General features: G+C 50.1%; 15 protein-coding genes and 1 tRNA gene. 3 read left to right on the forward strand and 13 right to left on the reverse strand.

Going from position 1 to position 17212, the window contains the following annotated elements:
- Positions 1-6 precede the first annotated feature (6 nt).
- From T500_RS0100950 to T500_RS0100990, 9 genes are all read right to left on the reverse strand, one after another.
- Complete coding sequence (locus T500_RS0100950; protein ID WP_028906562.1) at positions 7-1227, reverse strand: aminotransferase class V-fold PLP-dependent enzyme; 1221 nt, start codon at positions 1225-1227, stop codon at positions 7-9.
- Positions 1228-1242: 15 nt separating this feature from the next.
- Entirely contained in the window at positions 1243-2598 is a 1356-nt protein-coding gene (sufD, locus tag T500_RS0100955; protein WP_028906563.1) for a Fe-S cluster assembly protein SufD, read from the reverse strand.
- The gene (gene sufC, locus T500_RS0100960) at positions 2598-3353 is read right to left on the reverse strand and encodes a Fe-S cluster assembly ATPase SufC (RefSeq protein WP_013064590.1); all 756 of its coding nucleotides are present in this window, start codon (positions 3351-3353) and stop codon (positions 2598-2600) included. Before sufC ends, sufD begins: the two co-directional genes overlap by 1 nt.
- A gap of 38 nt (positions 3354-3391) precedes the next feature.
- The gene (locus T500_RS0100965; RefSeq protein ID WP_028906564.1) at positions 3392-4699 is read right to left on the reverse strand and encodes an NCS2 family permease; all 1308 of its coding nucleotides are present in this window, start codon (positions 4697-4699) and stop codon (positions 3392-3394) included.
- An 11-nt stretch (positions 4700-4710) separates the two neighbouring features.
- Positions 4711-6159: a Fe-S cluster assembly protein SufB gene (sufB, locus tag T500_RS0100970; protein ID WP_028906565.1), complete on the reverse strand. Its 1449-nt coding sequence runs from the start codon at positions 6157-6159 to the stop codon at positions 4711-4713.
- 2 nt (positions 6160-6161) lie between these two features.
- Positions 6162-9005, reverse strand: a complete 2844-nt coding sequence (gene infB, locus T500_RS0100975) for a translation initiation factor IF-2 (RefSeq protein WP_028906566.1) — start codon at positions 9003-9005, stop codon at positions 6162-6164.
- Between the two features lie 36 nt (positions 9006-9041).
- A complete protein-coding gene (nusA, locus tag T500_RS0100980; RefSeq protein ID WP_028906567.1) occupies positions 9042-10301 on the reverse strand; it encodes a transcription termination factor NusA in 1260 nt (419 codons plus the stop codon).
- Positions 10302-10354: 53 nt separating this feature from the next.
- Positions 10355-10822: a ribosome assembly cofactor RimP gene (gene rimP / locus T500_RS0100985; RefSeq protein ID WP_028906568.1), complete on the reverse strand. Its 468-nt coding sequence runs from the start codon at positions 10820-10822 to the stop codon at positions 10355-10357.
- A gap of 110 nt (positions 10823-10932) precedes the next feature.
- A complete protein-coding gene (locus T500_RS0100990) occupies positions 10933-12693 on the reverse strand; it encodes a S41 family peptidase (RefSeq protein ID WP_051611818.1) in 1761 nt (586 codons plus the stop codon).
- 171 nt (positions 12694-12864) lie between these two features.
- Between T500_RS0100990 and T500_RS0100995 the strand changes: the two genes are divergently transcribed.
- Positions 12865-12938: transfer RNA gene (locus T500_RS0100995), tRNA-Asn, on the forward strand.
- Between the two features lie 158 nt (positions 12939-13096).
- Positions 13097-13357 (forward strand): hypothetical protein, encoded by a 261-nt coding sequence (locus T500_RS0101000; protein WP_155267378.1) that lies wholly within the window; start codon positions 13097-13099, stop codon positions 13355-13357.
- Positions 13358-13419: 62 nt separating this feature from the next.
- Here T500_RS0101000 and T500_RS16790 read toward each other — a convergent pair whose 3' ends face one another.
- The gene (locus tag T500_RS16790) at positions 13420-13530 is read right to left on the reverse strand and encodes a smalltalk protein (protein WP_155267379.1); all 111 of its coding nucleotides are present in this window, start codon (positions 13528-13530) and stop codon (positions 13420-13422) included.
- Between the two features lie 215 nt (positions 13531-13745).
- On the opposite strand from T500_RS16790, the gene T500_RS16200 reads away from it, so the two are divergent.
- Positions 13746-14138, forward strand: a complete 393-nt coding sequence (locus tag T500_RS16200; protein ID WP_230580809.1) for a D-Ala-D-Ala carboxypeptidase family metallohydrolase — start codon at positions 13746-13748, stop codon at positions 14136-14138.
- A 47-nt stretch (positions 14139-14185) separates the two neighbouring features.
- Here the strand turns inward: T500_RS16200 and T500_RS0101010 are convergent, their stop codons facing one another.
- From T500_RS0101010 to T500_RS0101020, 3 genes are all read right to left on the reverse strand, one after another.
- Positions 14186-14506: a TfoX/Sxy family protein gene (locus T500_RS0101010; protein WP_028906571.1), complete on the reverse strand. Its 321-nt coding sequence runs from the start codon at positions 14504-14506 to the stop codon at positions 14186-14188.
- A 9-nt stretch (positions 14507-14515) separates the two neighbouring features.
- On the reverse strand, positions 14516-15862 hold the full coding sequence (locus T500_RS0101015) for a fibronectin type III domain-containing protein (RefSeq protein WP_028906572.1): 1347 nt from the start codon (positions 15860-15862) through the stop codon (positions 14516-14518).
- Positions 15863-15980: 118 nt separating this feature from the next.
- Complete coding sequence (locus T500_RS0101020; RefSeq protein ID WP_036908109.1) at positions 15981-17150, reverse strand: alpha/beta hydrolase-fold protein; 1170 nt, start codon at positions 17148-17150, stop codon at positions 15981-15983.
- Positions 17151-17212: the final 62 nt, after the last annotated feature.

Here is a 17212-nt window from a genome sequence, read left to right on the forward strand (position 1 = left end):
GGGCTGTTAGAACATTTGTGACACACGACGGATGCCCGCTATAAGGGTATCAATCTCTTCTTTTGTGTTATAAAGTGCGAATGAGGCACGAACGGTGCCTGAGATGCCCAAACGGTCCATCAATGGCTGTGCACAATGATGACCGGTACGAACAGCAATGCCCAGACGGTCGAGTAGGGTACCCATATCCAAGTGGTGGATATCGCCAACGTTGAACGATACTACAGCATCCTTCTTCGATGCATCCATCGGACCGTAGATCTTCATGCCGTCGATGGTCATCAGCTGCTCCATGCAGTAACGGGTGAGTTCCTGCTCGTCCAGCTGGATGGCATCAAAGCCGATAGCATCGATATATTCGATGGCCTTAGCCAGTCCGTGGGTAGCCACATAGTCGGGTGTGCCAGCCTCGAACTTGAATGGCAGGCGCTCAAAGGTGGTCTTCTCCCAAGTCACCTTGTCAATCATCTCGCCGCCACCCTGATAGGGAGGCAACTTCTCCAGCCACTCTTCCTTTCCATACAGCACACCGATGCCGGTTGGTCCGTACATCTTATGTCCGCTGAAAGCAAAGAAGTCGCAATCCATTGCCTGTACATCTACCTTGAAGTGGGGCGCACTCTGGGCACCATCCACCAGCACAGGGATGTTGTGGGCGTGGGCTATCTTGATAATCTGCTCTACAGGATTTACCGTTCCCAGCACGTTGCTTACGTGGGCCACGCTCACGATCTTGGTCTTGGCAGTAATCAGCTGCTCCAGCTGATCGATACACAAGATACCATCGTCGGTAATGGGGATGTGCTTTACCACAATGCCACGCTTCATGGCCTGTAACTGCCACGATACGATGTTTGAGTGGTGCTCCATCTCGGTTACAATCACCTCGTCGCCGGCCTGCATCTGGCTTTCGCAGAACGAGCTGGCCACCAGGTTAATGGCCTCGGTAGTACCACGCGTAAAAATAATCTCCTCTATCTTGCGGGCATTGATGAATCCACGAACTGCCTCGCGCGCCGCCTCGTGCAGGTCGGTAGCCTGTTGCGACAGGTAGTGTACACCACGATGCACGTTGGCATTCACGTTGAGATACTCGTCGCGCATAGCGTCGAGCACCATCAATGGCTTCTGTGTGGTAGCCGCGTTATCCAGATAAACCAACGGCTTTTTATATACCTCGCGACCCAGGATAGGGAAATCCTCGCGTACCTTTTCTATATTAAACATTGAACTTTGATATTTTTATTTGCATAGTTTGCAGCCTGAACATTTGTTCAGTTCGCCACGGAATCGCTTCTCTACCAGGTAGTGCAGACGATCGCGCAGTGGCTCTAACTGCATGTGGTCGATAACCTCGTTGATAAAGGCATTCTGCAGCAGTACCTTAGCCTCCTGCAATGAAATGCCTCGCTGGCGCATGTAGAACAGGGCGGCATCGTTCAGCTGTCCAACGGTAGAACCGTGGGCACACTTCACGTCGTCGGCATAAATCTCCAGCATGGGCTGGGTGTACATGCGTGCCTCTTTGGTGGCAGTGAGGTTCTGATTGGTCATCTGCGAGGTGGTTTTCTGAGCACCATGCTCAACCAGCACACGACCGGCAAAAGCACCTGTAGCCTTCTCGTCGAGTACATATTTGTACAGCTCCTGCGAGTTGCAGTGAGGCACCTTGTGAACTATCAGCGTGTTGTTATCTACGTGTTGCTGCTTGTCGGCAATCACACAGCCATAGCATTGGCACTCGGCACCCTCGCCACTGAAGGTCAGGTCGAGCTTGTTACGGGTAATTCCATTATGTAGGGTGATGACGTTGTGGTTTACACGACTGTTGGCCTGCTGGTCGATATATACGTTGCTTACGCGTACATTCTTATGATGCGTCTCCTCCATGCAATAGAGGTCTAACGATGCATTCTCGCCTACGTAAGCCTCGATAACCTGTGTGGCCAGGAAGTTACGGTCGTCGGCAGCATGATCGCAGAACAGCATTTTAATTTCGGCACTCTCTTCGAGTACAATCAGCACACGACGGTTCACCATCAGGTCGGTCACTACATGCTGAGCGTTCTGTGGTGTTGCCTTCAGGATGTTAATCACCTGAATGGCGCGATCCACCTTCACGTTCTTGGGCACGTAAACCAGCAATCCATCCTGTGCCAGCATGGTGTTGAGTGCTGTAACGGAATCCTCACCAGTCTTAGCTAGCTTGGTGTAGTACTTGCTAACCAGCTCAGGGTAATCGCGCATAGAGCCGATTACAACGCCCTCAGGTAAGTGCCCCTTCTGCTTGTCGTCGTGGTAGAACATATCGTTTACCACAAAGTACAGGCTTGTGCTCAGGTTGGGCACGTCGCAATGGAAAGCCTCGTAGGGATCCACAGGTATCTGCAGGCGATTCAGGTTCACACCGTAGTCGGGCTCAAACAGCTTCTGCATATCGGTGTACTTGTATCGCTCCACTTTTTTTGAGGGGAATCCCTGCTTACGGAAGTCCTCAAAGGCCTGGTCGCGCACCACGTTCATCGACTCTGGGGCATGCTTGATAATCATCTCGCGTGCCTGCTGATAGAGGTCAATATATTGTTGTTTGCTATTCATTATTCCTCGCCTATTTCTTCCTTAATCCAATCGTAGCCGTGCTCCTGAATCTGTACAGCCAGCTCTGGACCGCCAGTCTTCACGATTCTACCCTTGTACAGCACGTGTACAAACTGGGGCTTGATCATTTCGAGCAGACGGTCGTAGTGGGTGATAACGATGCACGATGTCTCAGGTGTCTGCAGTTTGTTTACACCCTCTGCCACAATACGCATGGCATCTACGTCAAGACCAGAGTCGGTCTCGTCGAGAATGCTCAGTTTGGGCTCCAGCATAGCCATCTGGAAAATCTCGTTGCGTTTCTTCTCACCACCGCTGAAACCCTCGTTAACCGAGCGGTTAGCCAGCTTCGAGTCGAGCTCAACAATCTTACGTTTCTCGCGCTGCAGTTTCAGGAATTCGGCAGCGTTCATGGGCTCCAGTCCCTGATACTTGCGCTTCTCGTTGATGGCAGCCTTCATAAAGTTGGTCATCGATACACCTGGAATCTCAACGGGATACTGGAACGAGAGGAACAACCCCTCGTGGGCACGGTCCTCAGGCTTCATCTCCAGCAGGTTCTTACCGTTGAAGAAAGCCTCGCCCTCGGTCACCTCGTAAAGTGGGTTACCCACCAGTACGGCGCTCAGGGTAGATTTTCCTGAACCGTTAGGACCCATGATGGCATGTGTCTCGCCATCGTTAATCACGAGGTCGATGCCTTTTAGTATCTCTTTATCGCCAATCTTGGCGTGTAAGTTCTTAACCTCTAACATTAATGTATTTGACTATTTGACAATTTTCTATTTTACAATTAAAGGAAGGCGTAGCGACAGATAAACAGTGCGGCCAGCAGGATAGTGGCCCAGTTAATGTTGTTACGCTCGTCCTTATCTTTGAGTGTGCCCGACAGCAGATGGATGAGTACATACGAGATAACACCCATCAGGATACCATCAGAGATACTGTAAGTAAGTGGCATCATCACGATACATACAAAGCAAGGGATGGCTGTAACATAATCGCTGAAGTCAACCTTGCGGATGTCGTGCATCATCATCACACCAACCAGAATCAGTGCGGCGGCTGTGGCCTGTGCTGGGATGGCCAGGAACAGGGGCGCAAAGAGCAATGCTACTGCAAAGCAGATGGCGGTAGTAAAGCTGGTAAGACCAGAGCGGCCACCCACGTTCACACCCGAAGCGCTCTCTACATAAGTAGTTACTGTTGAAGTACCCAGCATAGCACCAACGGTGGTACCGATGGCATCAGCCATAAAGGCCTGGTTCAGGTTCTTCACGTTACCGTTATCATCAACCATGCCGGCACGGTTTGATACACCAATCAGGGTACCGATGGTGTCGAACATATCGATAAAAAGGAAGGTGAGTACCACTACCACCATATCTACGGTCAGAATGTTGTGCCACTCAAACTGCCAGAAGATGGGGCTGATTGATGGTGGAACCGACATCACACCTGTGTAGTTGGTAACACCCAGAGGGGTACCTACGATGGTGGTTATCAGAATACCAATCAGCAGCGAGCCTGTTACCTTGCGTACCAGCAGGGCGGCAGTAAGCAGAATGCCGAATATTGCTAGCAGCACAGCAGGATCGTGCAGATTACCTAAGGTGATGAATGTAGATTCTGATGAAGCTACGATACCAGCACCCTTCAATCCTACAAAAGCGATAAACAATCCAATACCTGGACTGATGGCTCGTCGCAATACCAATGGTATGGCGTTAACAATGTGTTTGCGCAGGCCTGTAACGGTGAGCAGGATGAAAATTAATCCCTCGATCAACACAGCCGTAAGTGCAAACTGCCAGGTGTAGCCCATGGTAAGCACTACGGTGAACGCAAAGAATGCATTCAAACCCATACCAGGTGCCAAGGCAAAAGGCAATTTTGCATAGATGGCCATAACCAACGTACCTACAACAGCTGCGATACATGTGGTGGTAAACACTGCCCCTGCATCCATACCGGTTGCCGAGAGGATGCTTGGGTTTACGGCTAAGATGTAAGCCATTGTTAAGAAGGTGGTAATACCACCAATAACCTCCTTGCGCAAAGTCATTGTGGAGGCATCAAATCCAAATAATTTCTGAAGCATATCGTTTTTATTTATCCAACAGTTCCTTCTAATGATACTGATAATAGTTTCTGTGCCTCAACGGCAAACTCCATAGGCAACTTCTGCAGAACCTCCTTGGCATAACCGTTAACAATAAGTCCTACGGCTTGCTCGGTGGGAATACCGCGCTGGTTGCAATAGAAGAGCTGGTCTTCCGAAATCTTCGAGGTGGTAGCCTCGTGCTCAAATACGGCTGTATCGTTGTGCACATCCATATAGGGGAAGGTATGTGCGCCACAATCCGATCCTAAGAGCAGCGAGTCGCAGCTTGAGTAGTTACGGGCGTTGTCGGCAGTTGATGCTGCACGCACCAATCCGCGATACGAGTTCTGCGAGTGACCAGCTGAGATACCCTTTGAGATGATGGTACTCTTGGTGTTCTTACCGATGTGTATCATCTTGGTACCTGTATCGGCCTCCTGATAGTTGTTAGTAACAGCTACTGAGTAGAATTCAGCCACAGAGTTATCGCCGCGCAGAATGCACGATGGGTACTTCCAGGTGATGGCACTACCCGTTTCAACCTGTGTCCACGACAACTTACTGTCAACGCCACGCAGATCGCCACGCTTGGTTACCAAATTCAGTACACCGCCCTTACCGTTCTCGTCGCCAGGATACCAGTTCTGAACAGTAGAGTATTTTACCTCGGCACGGTTCATCACGATAATCTCAACGATGGCGGCATGCAACTGGTTCTCGTCGCGCATAGGAGCTGTACATCCCTCCAGGTACGATACGTAGGCATCGTCGTCGGCAATAATCAGTGTACGCTCAAACTGACCCGTGTTGCGGGCATTGATGCGGAAGTAAGAGCTGAGCTCCATGGGGCAGCGAACACCCTTGGGAATATAAACAAACGAACCATCGCTGAACACAGCCGAGTTGAGTGCTGCAAAGAAGTTGTCCTTGTAAGGTACAACTGTGCCTAAGTACTGACGCACCAGATCGCCGTGCTCCTTGATGGCCTCGCCAATCGAGCAGAAGATAACACCCTTTTCGCGCAGCTTCTCCTTAAAGGTGGTCTTTACCGATACGCTATCCATGATAGCATCTACAGCGGTGTTACCACTCAAGGCCAGGCGCTCTTCAAGGGGGATACCTAACTTATCAAAGGTTTTCTCTAGCTCTGGGTCAATCTTGCCGTCGCCTTCGGGCTTCTTAGCCAGTGGGTCGGCATAGTAGCTAATGGCTTGATAGTCAATCTCTGGCACATGCACATGGCCCCACTTAGGTTCCTGCTGCTCTTTCCAGTAGCGGAACGCCTTCAGGCGGAACTCAAGCATCCACTCGGGCTCCCCTTTCTTAGCAGAGATGAGCCGAACGATATCCTCGTTCAGCCCTTTCTCGATTATTTCAGTATGTACGTCGGTAGTGAAACCAAACTCGTATTTTTGTTCAGCTACCTGACGTACAAATTCATTCTTATTATCTGACATTATTACAGTTTCTGTTCTACCTCAATCTCTGTGAAGGTCTCGATGATATCGCCTACCTGGATATCGTTGAAGTTAACCAGTGAGATACCACACTCCAGTCCGCTTGCAACCTCCTTGGCATCGTCCTTGTAACGCTTCAGGGCATCGATAGGAGCGGTGTGGATGACGATACCATCGCGGATAACGCGGGCCTTGTCCTTGTTGTGTACCTTACCACTGGTAACCAGACCACCGGCAACAGTACCAACCTTCGAGATTTTGAATACCTGCTTAACCTCGATCTCACCAGCCAGAATCTCCTTCTTAACCTTATCAAGCATACCCTGCATGGTCTGCTTCACATCGTCGATAGCATCGTAGATGATAGAGTAGGTATTGATTTCAACACCCTCGCGGTCGGCAGCCTTACGGGCATCGGCAGAAGGACGTACCTGGAATCCGATGATGATAGCCTCTGAAGCCGAAGCCAGCATAACGTCGTTCTCCGAAATCTGACCCACAGCCTTGTTGATTACGTTCACCTGAACCTTCTCGGTAGAGAGCTTGATGAACGAATCAGAGAGGGCCTCGATACTACCGTCGGTATCACCCTTAACGATAATGTTCAACTCGTGGAACTCACCCAGAGCAATACGATGCGACAGCTCATCCAGACCAAGCTTGGTGGTGGTACGCAGGCTCTGCTCGCGCTGCAGCTGAATACGCTTGTTGGCAATCTCGCGGGCCTCCTGCTCACTCTCCATGACGTGGAACGAGTCACCTGCAGTAGGAGCACCATTCAAACCGAGGATGATAGCTGGTTCGGCAGGACCGGCCTTTTCAATGCGCTGGTTACGCTCATTGAACATAGCCTTTACCTTACCCCAGGCTGTACCTGCAATTACCACGTCGCCTACCTTCAGTGTACCGTTTGATACGAGTACTGTAGATACATATCCACGACCCTTGTCGAGCGAACTCTCGATAATACTACCAGTTGCCTTACGGTTAGGATTAGCCTTCAGGTCGAGCATCTCGGCCTCGAGCAATACCTTCTCCAGCAGCTCGTCAACGCCGATACCCTTCTTTGCACTAATCTCCTGGCACTGGTACTTACCGCCCCATTCCTCAACCAGCAGGTTCATGTTGGCCAGGTCCTCACGAATCTTATCGGGGTTAGCGCCTGGTTTATCAATCTTGTTGATAGCGAATACCATTGGTACGTTGGCAGCCTGTGCGTGGGCGATGGCCTCCTTGGTGGTAGGCATCACCGAGTCATCAGCTGCTACGATGATGATGGCGATATCGGTTACCTGGGCACCACGTGCACGCATGGCGGTAAATGCCTCGTGTCCTGGGGTATCCAGGAAGGTAATCTGTCGGCCATCCTTCAGCTTCACATTGTAAGCACCGATGTGCTGTGTAATACCACCGGCCTCACCGGCAATCACGTTGGTGTTGCGGATATGGTCGAGCAGCGATGTCTTACCGTGGTCAACGTGTCCCATCACTGTTACGATTGGAGCGCGAGAGATCAGATCGTTCTCATCGTCCTCCTCCTCTGTAATGGCGTTCTGTACTTCAGCAGAGACATATTCGGTAGTGAAACCGAACTCCTCGGCTACGATGTTGATGGTCTCAGCATCCAGACGCTGGTTGATAGATACCATGATACCGATGCTCATACAAGTACCGATAACCTGGTTCACACCAACGTTCATCATGGTGGCAAGTTCTGATACGGTTACAAACTCGGTAAGTTTCAGAATCTTACTCTGTGCTGCCTCGGCTGCCATCTCCTCGTTCATGCGCTCTGCTACGGCATCACGCTTCTCACGACGGTACTTGGCACCCTTCTTATTCTGGTTCTTCGAAGTCAGGCGAGCCAGTGTTTCCTTAACCTGACGTGCTACTGCCTCGTCATCAACCTCCAGTGGCTTCTGGATGGGGCGGTTCTTCTTGTTCTTCTTGCCGCCACCGTTGTTTCCATCCTGGAAGTTCTGGTTGCCACCCTTGTTTTTCTTATTGTTGTTCTGGTTGCCGCCATTACGGTTGTCCTGACTGGCTGCAGCCTCGATGTCAACACGCTCCTTGCCACCGTGAATGCGCTCGCGCTTCTTCTTCTCGCCGTGCATCTGAGCCTGCTTTTCCTCGCGCTCTTTGCGGCGCTCCTCCTTCGACTTCTTCTTTGGACGAGTGCTCTGGTTCAGCGAGTCGAGGTCGATCTTACCTACCACGTTAAAGTTTGGAGCCATCTTTTTCTCGCTCTTCAGCGTGAAGATGTTCTTCTGCTCGGTAGCGGCAGACTTCTCCTCCTGCTTGGGCTCAGCTTTTACCTCGGGTTTTGGCTCAGGCTTAACCTCGGCTTTGGGCTCTGGCTTTGGCTCAGGCTTCACCTCGGGCTTGGGTTCGGGTTTTACTTCGGCTTTCACCTCGGGCTTTGGCTCAGGCTTCACCTCTGTTTTTGGCTCTGGCTTTGGCTCGGATTTGGGCTCGGCCTTAGGCTCAGCGGGTGCTGCTGCCTGTGGCTTTTCCTCCTGACGCTTGGCGGGCTTGCCCACGTTGCTCAGGTCAATCTTTCCTAATGGAGTGAAAGTCTGCTTGATTTCATCCTTAACCTCAACGGTTTCAGATTTAAAGTCGGGCTTAGCTTTCTTCTCCTTTTTGGGGAATATCATTGCGGCCTGGTTCTTCACATCCTTGTCGCCCTTAAACTCCTTAACCAGCGCGTTGTACTGCTCATCGCTAATCTTGGTGTTCATTGTGGCGTCGTTGATTTCGCCCAGGTTCTTCTTCTTCAGATAGTCAACGGCTGTCTGAAGTCCGATATTCAATTCTGTTAATACTTTATTTAATCTTACACCCATTAAACTTCAATTTTTCAGTTTTCTAATTTTCAATTCTTACTCAAACTCCGCGCGGAGTACATCCAGCAGCTGGTCGACGGTCTCTTCCTCCAGGTCGGCCTTCTCAATCAACATTTCACGTGGAGCATTGAGTACAGCCTTAGCTGTATCCAGTCCGATAGCTTTGATGGCATCGATAACCCATTGGTCGATCTCGTCAGAGAACTCATCCAGGTAGATATCCTCATCGGCCTCGCCCTCGTTCAGTACGCGGAATACGTCGATGGTGTACTCAGTAAGCATAGAGGCCAGCTTGATGTTCATACCGCCACGACCGATGGCCAGCGATACCTCCTCGGGCTGCAGATAAACCTCTGCCTTGTGGTTCTCCTGATCCAGGTTGATGCTCGAAATCTTAGCTGGGCTAAGTGCACGCTGGATAAACAGCTGGGTGTTGGCTGAGTAGTTGATCACGTCGATATTCTCGTTGCACAGCTCGCGAACGATACCGTGTACACGGCTACCCTTAACACCTACGCAGGCTCCTACTGGATCGATACGGTCGTCGTAGCTCTCAACAGCCACCTTGGCACGGTCGCCAGGGATACGGGCCACACGCTTGATGGTAATCAGACCGTCCTGAATCTCAGGAACCTCAGCCTCGAGCAAGCGCTCCAGGAATACAGGGCTTGTACGAGAGAGGATGATACGAGGGTTGTTGTTCTCGTTCTGTACCTCCTTTACTACGGCACGTACGGTCTCGCCCTTGTGGTAGTTGTCGCCAGGAATCTGCTCCTGCTTAGGCAAGTGCAACTCGTTACCCTCGTCGTCAATCAGCAGTACCTCGCGCTTCCAAATCTGGTAAACTTCACCGCTAACTACCTGGTGGACCTTATCCTTGTACTTCTGGTAGAGTGAGTCGTGCTCGAGCTCCAGAATCTTAGAGGCCAGAGTCTGACGTAGGTTCAGAATGGCACGGCGACCAAACTTAGCGAACTGTACCTCCTCTGATACTTCCTCGCCAACCTCGTAGTCGGGCTCAATCTTCTGAGCCTCGCTCAGCTCAATCTCCTTGTTCTCATCCATCACCTCGCCATCGGGTACTACCACGCGGTTACGGTGAATCTCAAAGTCGCCCTTGTCGGGGTTTACAATCACGTCAAAATTCTCGTCCGAACCAAAAATCTTAGCGATAACGTTGCGGAAGCTTTCCTCCAGTACGCTCACCAGTGTGGTACGATCGATGTTCTTGGTTTCCTTGAATTCCTGGAAGGTCTCAATCATTGAGGGGCCCTTCTCTTCTTTTTTTACTGCCATTCTTATATTGTTTTTTTGATTTTTACATTATTACATTTTGCATTCTCTGCATTTTACTTAAAGGCTAATACGTACTTGGCGTACTTAATCTCGTCCATTTGGTAGGTTTTATCTACATCTACCAGCACGGGGCGCTTCTTGCCTTCAATCTTCTGCTTTTCCTGTACGGTAATGGTGAAGCTTGGGGCATCTACTGTCTTCAGCACGCCCTGCACCTTCTTACCATCGGCTTGCAGCACCTCAAGGGTGTCGCCAATGTGGTTCATGTATTGCTGGGCTACCTTGAAAGGCTGACCTAAGCCGGCGCTGCCCACTTCCAGTTCGTATTCTCCGAGTTCCTCGCCCAGGCGCTCCTGCAGGAATCGGCTCAATGCTGCACAATCTTCAATCCATACACCATCGGCATGGTCAATCTCAATCACAATTCTGTCATCAGCTGCAAAGTTGATGTCAACCAGGAAGTACTCGTTGCCCTGCAACCACTCTTCCGTCAATGTCTGAATAATCTCTTTATTTATCATCTATCAGTTATTAAAATGTGAAATGAGAGACTCTTTCGAGCCTCTCATTCCGCTGAACGGGTGCAAAATTACGAATAATTCTGCAATCCTCCAAATTTTTCCACACTTTTTTATGCTAAATCACTAAAAATCATTCGTTTAGGGGCGTTTTTGGTGATATTTACGGGCGATTTCTTCTGCAGCTGTATCAGCTGGGCAGTCTGCTTGGGCTTCTTGGGCTGCAGTATTTTCTTGTACTCCTCCTGATTCTTCAGCAGGCGTATAGCCTCTTTCACCTGTTTGTCGTAGGCCAGGGCGGCCTCTATGGTGCCGCGCTGGTAGTAGTAGGCGGCAATGATATCAGTCTCCAGCACCTGTCGCAGCACCTTCTCGTGTTTATCCAGGTCGGTAGCTACGTTGTGGTTCAGCTGCTTCTCCAGCTCATCAAAAGTCTGCTTGGCATCATCGTAGTAGCCCTCAAACTTGGCGGTCTTTACCAGTTCGGCCAACTGCTTCTTGCTCACTGGGTCGTAAGTAAAGCCGCTCTTGATTACGCGGGCCTTGAACTCCTGCCAGTCGGCATCGCTGATGTGGAACTCGGTAGCAGGTGCTATCTGCGGGTGTTTGGCAATGTAATCCACCACGTAGTCGAACATCACCTCGGTACTGTCCTGACCGCTGGCGCTCAGGTAGAAGGCAATGTTAGGTATGGTGTCGCCCTTCAGTTCTACATCGGGCATAATACCACCGCCATCGCGCACCTCGCGGCCGTTGCGGGTGTAGAACACCTTGGTGAGCGAGTCGGGTATATGCTCCTGATAGCCCATGCCGCGCTTGTAGTTGTAAGCCTGAATGCAGCGTCCGCTGGGAATGTAGTATTTCGAGGTGGTTACCTTCATGTTGGTATTGTAAGGCAGGTCGATAGGTATCTGCACCAATCCTTTACCATACGTACGCGTACCTAATATAATGGCGCGATCCAGATCCTGCAGCGCGCCGCTGGTAATCTCACTGGCCGATGCAGTCTCTCCGTTTACCAGTACCACCATCGGCATCACGGTGTCAACAGGCTCTACGCGTGTTTCGTATCCCTTGCTGGCCTGGCGCAGTTTTCCACGGTTCTCAACTACCTTTACGCCTTTTGCCAACCAGATGTTCAGAATGTCCACTGCTTCCTGCTCCGATCCGCCGCCATTGCCGCGCAGGTCGAATATCAGCGATGTGGCACCCTGTTTCTTCAAATCCACGAATGCACGACGCACCTCCTTGGCGCATCCTTCGGTAAACTGGTTCAGCACGATGTAGCCCACGCCATCCTTTACACCGTAGTAGGGCAGTTCGGGAAGTTTGATGTTGCGACGTGTAATCTTAAAGTTCATTAGCTTACCCGTGCTGGGGCGCATGGCCTTCAGTACAAAGGTAGTGCCAGGCTCGCCACGCAGATGACTGCTCACGTAGCCCACCTCTTTCGATATCATCATCGAGTCGTCGATACTCAGTATGATGTCGCCCTTCTTCAGTCCGGCCTCGGCGGCAGGCATGTTCTCGTATGGCTCGTCAATCACCACACGGTCCAGTTTCTGGTGTTTGCGCACCACGGCGCCTATACCCGCATACTTACCCGTAAGCATCTGTCGCAGGTTCTTGGTTTCGTCCTGTGCGTAGTATTCGGTATAGGGGTCAAGACTGCGCAACATGGCGTTAATGGCTGTGCCCACCGTTTCCTTGGGGTTCAGCGTATCCACATACAGCAGGTCCAGATTCTTATATACGTGGTTCAGTATATCCAGCTGCTTAGCCACCTCAAAGTTATGGTCGCTGGTTTTCTGGGCCATTGTGGCGGTGGTGGATAGGGCCATCGCGCAAAGAGCTATCATTAATCGTTTCTTCATCATCCTATATAATTAATGTTTATGGCTGCAAAATTACAAGATTTACGGCGAAAAACGTGCATTTTTGTCTGAAAAATGAAAAAAATTAAGGTTTATAGTCATTTTTTTCCAAAAAAGTTTGGTAGTTTCAAAAAATCCTCGTACTTTTGCACCCGCTTAACAGCAATACCTGCTTCAGTAGCTCAGTTGGTTAGAGCACCTGACTGTTAATCAGGGGGTCGTTGGTTCAAGCCCATCCTGAAGCGCTTAAGTCCCAATCGGAAGGTTGGGACTTTTTTTGTATTTAACAAAAAAATAACGTTCGGTTAACCCTTTTTGCCATCGAAAGTAGTTATCTTTGCACCGTCAATCAATAAATAAGAGATATAAAATGATGAAAGCAACGGATAAACAATCGATTATTATGGCATGCGTATTCCTTAGTGTGCCATTCCTCAATATGCTTAGTAACCTCCAGTTTATGGGGTGGGGCTATATGGTAGGCAGCGCATTCTATGTAGCATTGTTGTTCACTATGGCAGTTGTCTTAATTAAGTATGCCACATCCAACGAGCAGATGCATTTTTCGACCGCATTGCTTAAGTGCGCCAGTAAATATTGGGCTTTCGCCTTTTCCTTCATGATGCTGATACTGGTGTTTATCAAATATGTTATTATGAATTAGAAGCGAGAGGAATGGCATTCGTTGTGAATGTCGGTCCTCTTGTGGTTGGGGCTAAACCATCCTTAGAATGGTCCGTGGCCCATGCAGCTGGTGGTGCCCAGTGCCGTTGCTATCGCTGTAGCAATCGATGCTATCAACTGCACAATAAACTTCAATGTCTCCTTCTTACTCATAATGTTTCATGTTTCGCTCGACATTCCGTAGGGTGGCGCTTGCTACCGAAGGGACGCAAGAATCTTTAATGTTTAATGAGTAGGGCGGGGCTTGCGCCCCAACCCTTAGTCTCCGATGGGTTCGTTACCGCCACCCTGGTTGCCGCCGCCGGTATTGCCTCCGGTATTACCGCCAGTGCTTGGCTGGGACTCTTGGTGAGATGTGCAAAACAAGTGTGAAGTACAAGAATGTGCCTAATGAGGTACAAGTTGAGAACCTGAAGCGCCTTTGCAGTTGGCTGGAGATGCTGCGAAGTGAGTGGAACCGACGATATGGAGAGGGTAATGACCCCATTATCATCAACTGTGGATTCCGTTCGGAGGCGGTTAATAATGTGATTGGAGGTGTGGCTACCAGTAACCATCTTACTGGCTGTGCAGCCGATATCCGCGTGGCTGGCATGGAGCAACTTATCCGATATGCCACCATCCTGCTCGATGTCAGCGATCAGTCGAGAGAAGACTTTGACGAGCTGCTGTTAGAGTATTCGCCCAGGGGCGGCTATTGGCTCCACTTTGCCGTAAAATCAAAGGGGAATCGACGAAAAGTAAGGCTTATACAGGCGTAAAATAGTAACCGCCGATGTATCTCGAAAAAGATGCGTCGGCGGCTTTTTTATTTCTTCTTCTTGGGCTTTGGCTCAGGGAGATGTTTGCAGGTTTCTTTGACCAGGGCGGATAGGTAGCCGTGATCGTCTACATCGGCGATGTAGAAGTAGGGCTTGGCACCGGGGTAGGGTGGGCGCATATCGATGGTGCGCAGCATCTCACGTACGGCATCGGTGGGCTTCAGATAAAAGTGGTCGTCGCAAATCAAACCGAATATCTTGCCATCGCAATAGATGCCGTAGTCGCCAAACATCTTCTTGGCTACAATCTCGCCTGCACCGTTACACTGGTCGGCGATATATTGTACAAAATCTGCATTACTTGCCATACGTTGTTTTTATTCTGGTAATGTGGTAAAACTCTTAACTGAAGATTTAAACCAATCGGCGTAACCAAATCGCAGGGTGCAAAGGGCCGAGAAGCTGTAATAATAGGTGGTGTTAGGCTGCAGTTTGGAGAGTGTAAGCACAAACTGGTTGCCTACCCTGGGGGCGGTAGTCAGGTTTATCAGGTTGTTCTTGTCCTTACCGTAGTACACTGACGCCCACTGCTCGCTGTCAAAACCCTCGGCATCCATGAAGCAGGTGATGGTGGCCGAAGTAGAGGTAATATTGGTAGCCTCGCCTGGCAGGATATGGTCGGCGGGATTATCGGTTTTAAATACATGTTTCTCACTCTCGGCTACCGTATAACCATTCTTGATGGCCCCAATCCAGCACTCGTAGCTGCGACCATAGGTGATGGCATCCAGCACTAGCGACAGTTTATTGCCATTCTTCTTCATATCTTCAGTCAGTATCCAGCTGTCGCCAACCTCATGGTAAAACAGCTTGTATTCCAGTCCTGTCTCTATGAGATGCGTGGTGCCCGTCAATTCGGCGTAAATAAACTTAGCATCGATGTTGTCGATGGTCATCAGTCCGTCGCGATTGCCTGTGGTAAAACTCTTTACGGGGCCCAGTTTACATGCAAGCTGATCGCCGCAAAGCACGCAGGCGCAATAATAATACGTGGTGTTCGATTTTAGTTTGTCGAGAACAAGTTTCTGGCTGGAAACGCCTGCGGTAGCCGATGTGAACAGCAATAAGCCTTGCTCAAAATCGTTGTTGTTCAGCATGACTTGTTTGCTGTCGAGCAGGTCTTTTTCAGTAGAATACAGCACGCCGTACATGACATTATCGTATTGTGATGGTAAGGCTGATGTGTTGCTGAATTTAACGTCAACGTTTGCCTTGTCGTAGCTTACACCACTAACCTCTTCGGCACTTAAAATCAACTCCATGGGCAGTGTAACGAAAGGCTGTGTTTCGCCATAAAGGCGTTCGGCGCCAAACTCTAAAAATGTACGGACGTAGTACTGGGTGCCAGGAATAAGTCCAAAGGCTGTGGCCACAAAGTGGCTGCCCTGCAACTCGTCGACATAGCCCGACAGGCTGTTGTTGGCCTCGAAGCGTGGTGATGTTGAAAGCTCTACACCAAACTGCATGGGCATGCCGTTAGCATACGCTTGGGGCAGGTTGTCGGAATAATACTCGCCCGAAAGCGTGGCATAGGTCATACCGATGATTTCAACTGGGTTGGTCACAATATACTTGCCATCATGCTTCTGGCCATTGTCGTCGCCCGAGCATGAAACTACCGTAAATCCACACATTAACACTGCGATAAGCCAAATACGACTCATCAGAACAGAAAAAGTTCTTGTTGCATAATTCATTGTTTTTGTTAATCTCTTTAATTCAAGTAATTCAATCGGCTGCAAAGGTAACAAAAGTATTTGTAACCCGCAAACTTTTTATGGATTACTTGAACAGATACTGGGCGAATTGGTGGAGTGATTTTCGCCAGGGCTGCCATTCGTGGTCGCCAGGGTAGGCGGCAAAGCGTACCTGGATGCCTGCATCCTGCATCTTTTTTACGATGTTGCGGGTGTGGCTGATGCGTGGATCTTGCTCGCCGCAGGTGATGAAGAACACATCGAGATTCTTGTTAAAGCCCTGTACATCGGATAGCATGCCTGGTACTTCTTTCTCTAAGTCGAAGTTTGAGGCACCTTGGATGCCGCCGAACATGCCTGTTGAGAACACACCTACATTGGCAAATACCTCGGGTGAACGCAGGCCGATATAGAACGACTGACCGCCACCCATCGACAGACCGCACATGGCGCGATACTTGCGTTCGGGCTTGGCACGGTAGTTCTTTTCAACAAAAGGTATCACGTTGTCAATCAGCTCGTTGCGGAAGTTCTGCATGCCCTGCCAGCTGTAGCCGCCACCAAAGCCGCCGCTGCGTGCCTGCACGTTGCTGTTGGCACTAACCACAATCATCGGAACGGCCTTACCTGCAGCAATCAGATTGTCCATAATCTGTGCCGTTCGGCCTTGCTCCATCCAGCCGCGATGGTCCTCGCCACCACCATGCTGAATGTAAACCACGGGGTACTGCTGAGTGCTCTCGTTATAGCCTGCCGGGGTGTAGATCATCAGGGGGCGATAGGTTTCGTCTACCTTTGAATAGTAGTAAACGGTGCGCACCTCGCCGCGTGGCACATCCTGCACTTCGAAGTCGGCACAGCCATCCTCTTTTATCTCGATGGCGCTCGACCATCGGCTGCAGCCGTAGAACGTCTGACTGGCGGGATCGGCTACCGATACACCGTCAATCAGCAGAAAATAATAGTGGAATCCTGGCACTTGGGGCTTGGTGGTTACACGCCACGTACCACGCTCGTCGCGTGTCATGTCGTACTTGGTGCCGCACAGGTCAATCTGTACCTTCTGGGCCTCAGGGGCATTAACGCGAAACATCACGCTAGCATCCTTAAGCACACGTGGATAGCTGTTACGGTTGACGTTGGTTACTGGCGAGTACGATCCCTCAGGAAAGTTCTCTTTGGCAAATGGTTGTGCTGCCATCTGGGTGCAGCAAACGGCCGCAAACAAAGCGGCCAGCAAAACTTTTGTTCTCATATATACAAAAAGAAAAATTGTTAACTTGATGTTGCAAAGATAATTGTTTTTTGCGAACCGAA

It is taken from the genome of Xylanibacter ruminicola Ga6B6 (assembly GCF_000687715.1).
Lineage (GTDB): Bacteria > Bacteroidota > Bacteroidia > Bacteroidales > Bacteroidaceae > Prevotella > Prevotella ruminicola_B.

What these genes read in the sequence shown, in the direction of transcription:
- T500_RS0101010 (WP_028906571.1), bottom strand. Translation starts at nt 14,506, where the DNA reads ATGGCAAGTAATGCAGATTTTGTACAATATATCGCCGACCAGTGTAAC.
- nusA (WP_028906567.1), bottom strand. Translation starts at nt 10,301, where the DNA reads ATGGCAGTAAAAAAAGAAGAGAAGGGCCCCTCAATGATTGAGACCTTC.
- T500_RS16790 (WP_155267379.1), bottom strand. Translation starts at nt 13,530, where the DNA reads ATGAGTAAGAAGGAGACATTGAAGTTTATTGTGCAGTTGATAGCATCG.
- T500_RS0100950 (WP_028906562.1), bottom strand. Translation starts at nt 1,227, where the DNA reads ATGTTTAATATAGAAAAGGTACGCGAGGATTTCCCTATCCTGGGTCGC.
- rimP (WP_028906568.1), bottom strand. Translation starts at nt 10,822, where the DNA reads ATGATAAATAAAGAGATTATTCAGACATTGACGGAAGAGTGGTTGCAG.
- sufC (WP_013064590.1), bottom strand. Translation starts at nt 3,353, where the DNA reads ATGTTAGAGGTTAAGAACTTACACGCCAAGATTGGCGATAAAGAGATA.
- T500_RS0101020 (WP_036908109.1), bottom strand. Translation starts at nt 17,150, where the DNA reads ATGAGAACAAAAGTTTTGCTGGCCGCTTTGTTTGCGGCCGTTTGCTGC.
- T500_RS0100990 (WP_051611818.1), bottom strand. Translation starts at nt 12,693, where the DNA reads ATGAAGAAACGATTAATGATAGCTCTTTGCGCGATGGCCCTATCCACC.
- T500_RS0101000 (WP_155267378.1), top strand. Translation starts at nt 13,097, where the DNA reads ATGGCATGCGTATTCCTTAGTGTGCCATTCCTCAATATGCTTAGTAAC.
- sufB (WP_028906565.1), bottom strand. Translation starts at nt 6,159, where the DNA reads ATGTCAGATAATAAGAATGAATTTGTACGTCAGGTAGCTGAACAAAAA.
- T500_RS0101015 (WP_028906572.1), bottom strand. Translation starts at nt 15,862, where the DNA reads ATGAGTCGTATTTGGCTTATCGCAGTGTTAATGTGTGGATTTACGGTA.
- sufD (WP_028906563.1), bottom strand. Translation starts at nt 2,598, where the DNA reads ATGAATAGCAAACAACAATATATTGACCTCTATCAGCAGGCACGCGAG.
- T500_RS0100965 (WP_028906564.1), bottom strand. Translation starts at nt 4,699, where the DNA reads ATGCTTCAGAAATTATTTGGATTTGATGCCTCCACAATGACTTTGCGC.
- infB (WP_028906566.1), bottom strand. Translation starts at nt 9,005, where the DNA reads ATGGGTGTAAGATTAAATAAAGTATTAACAGAATTGAATATCGGACTT.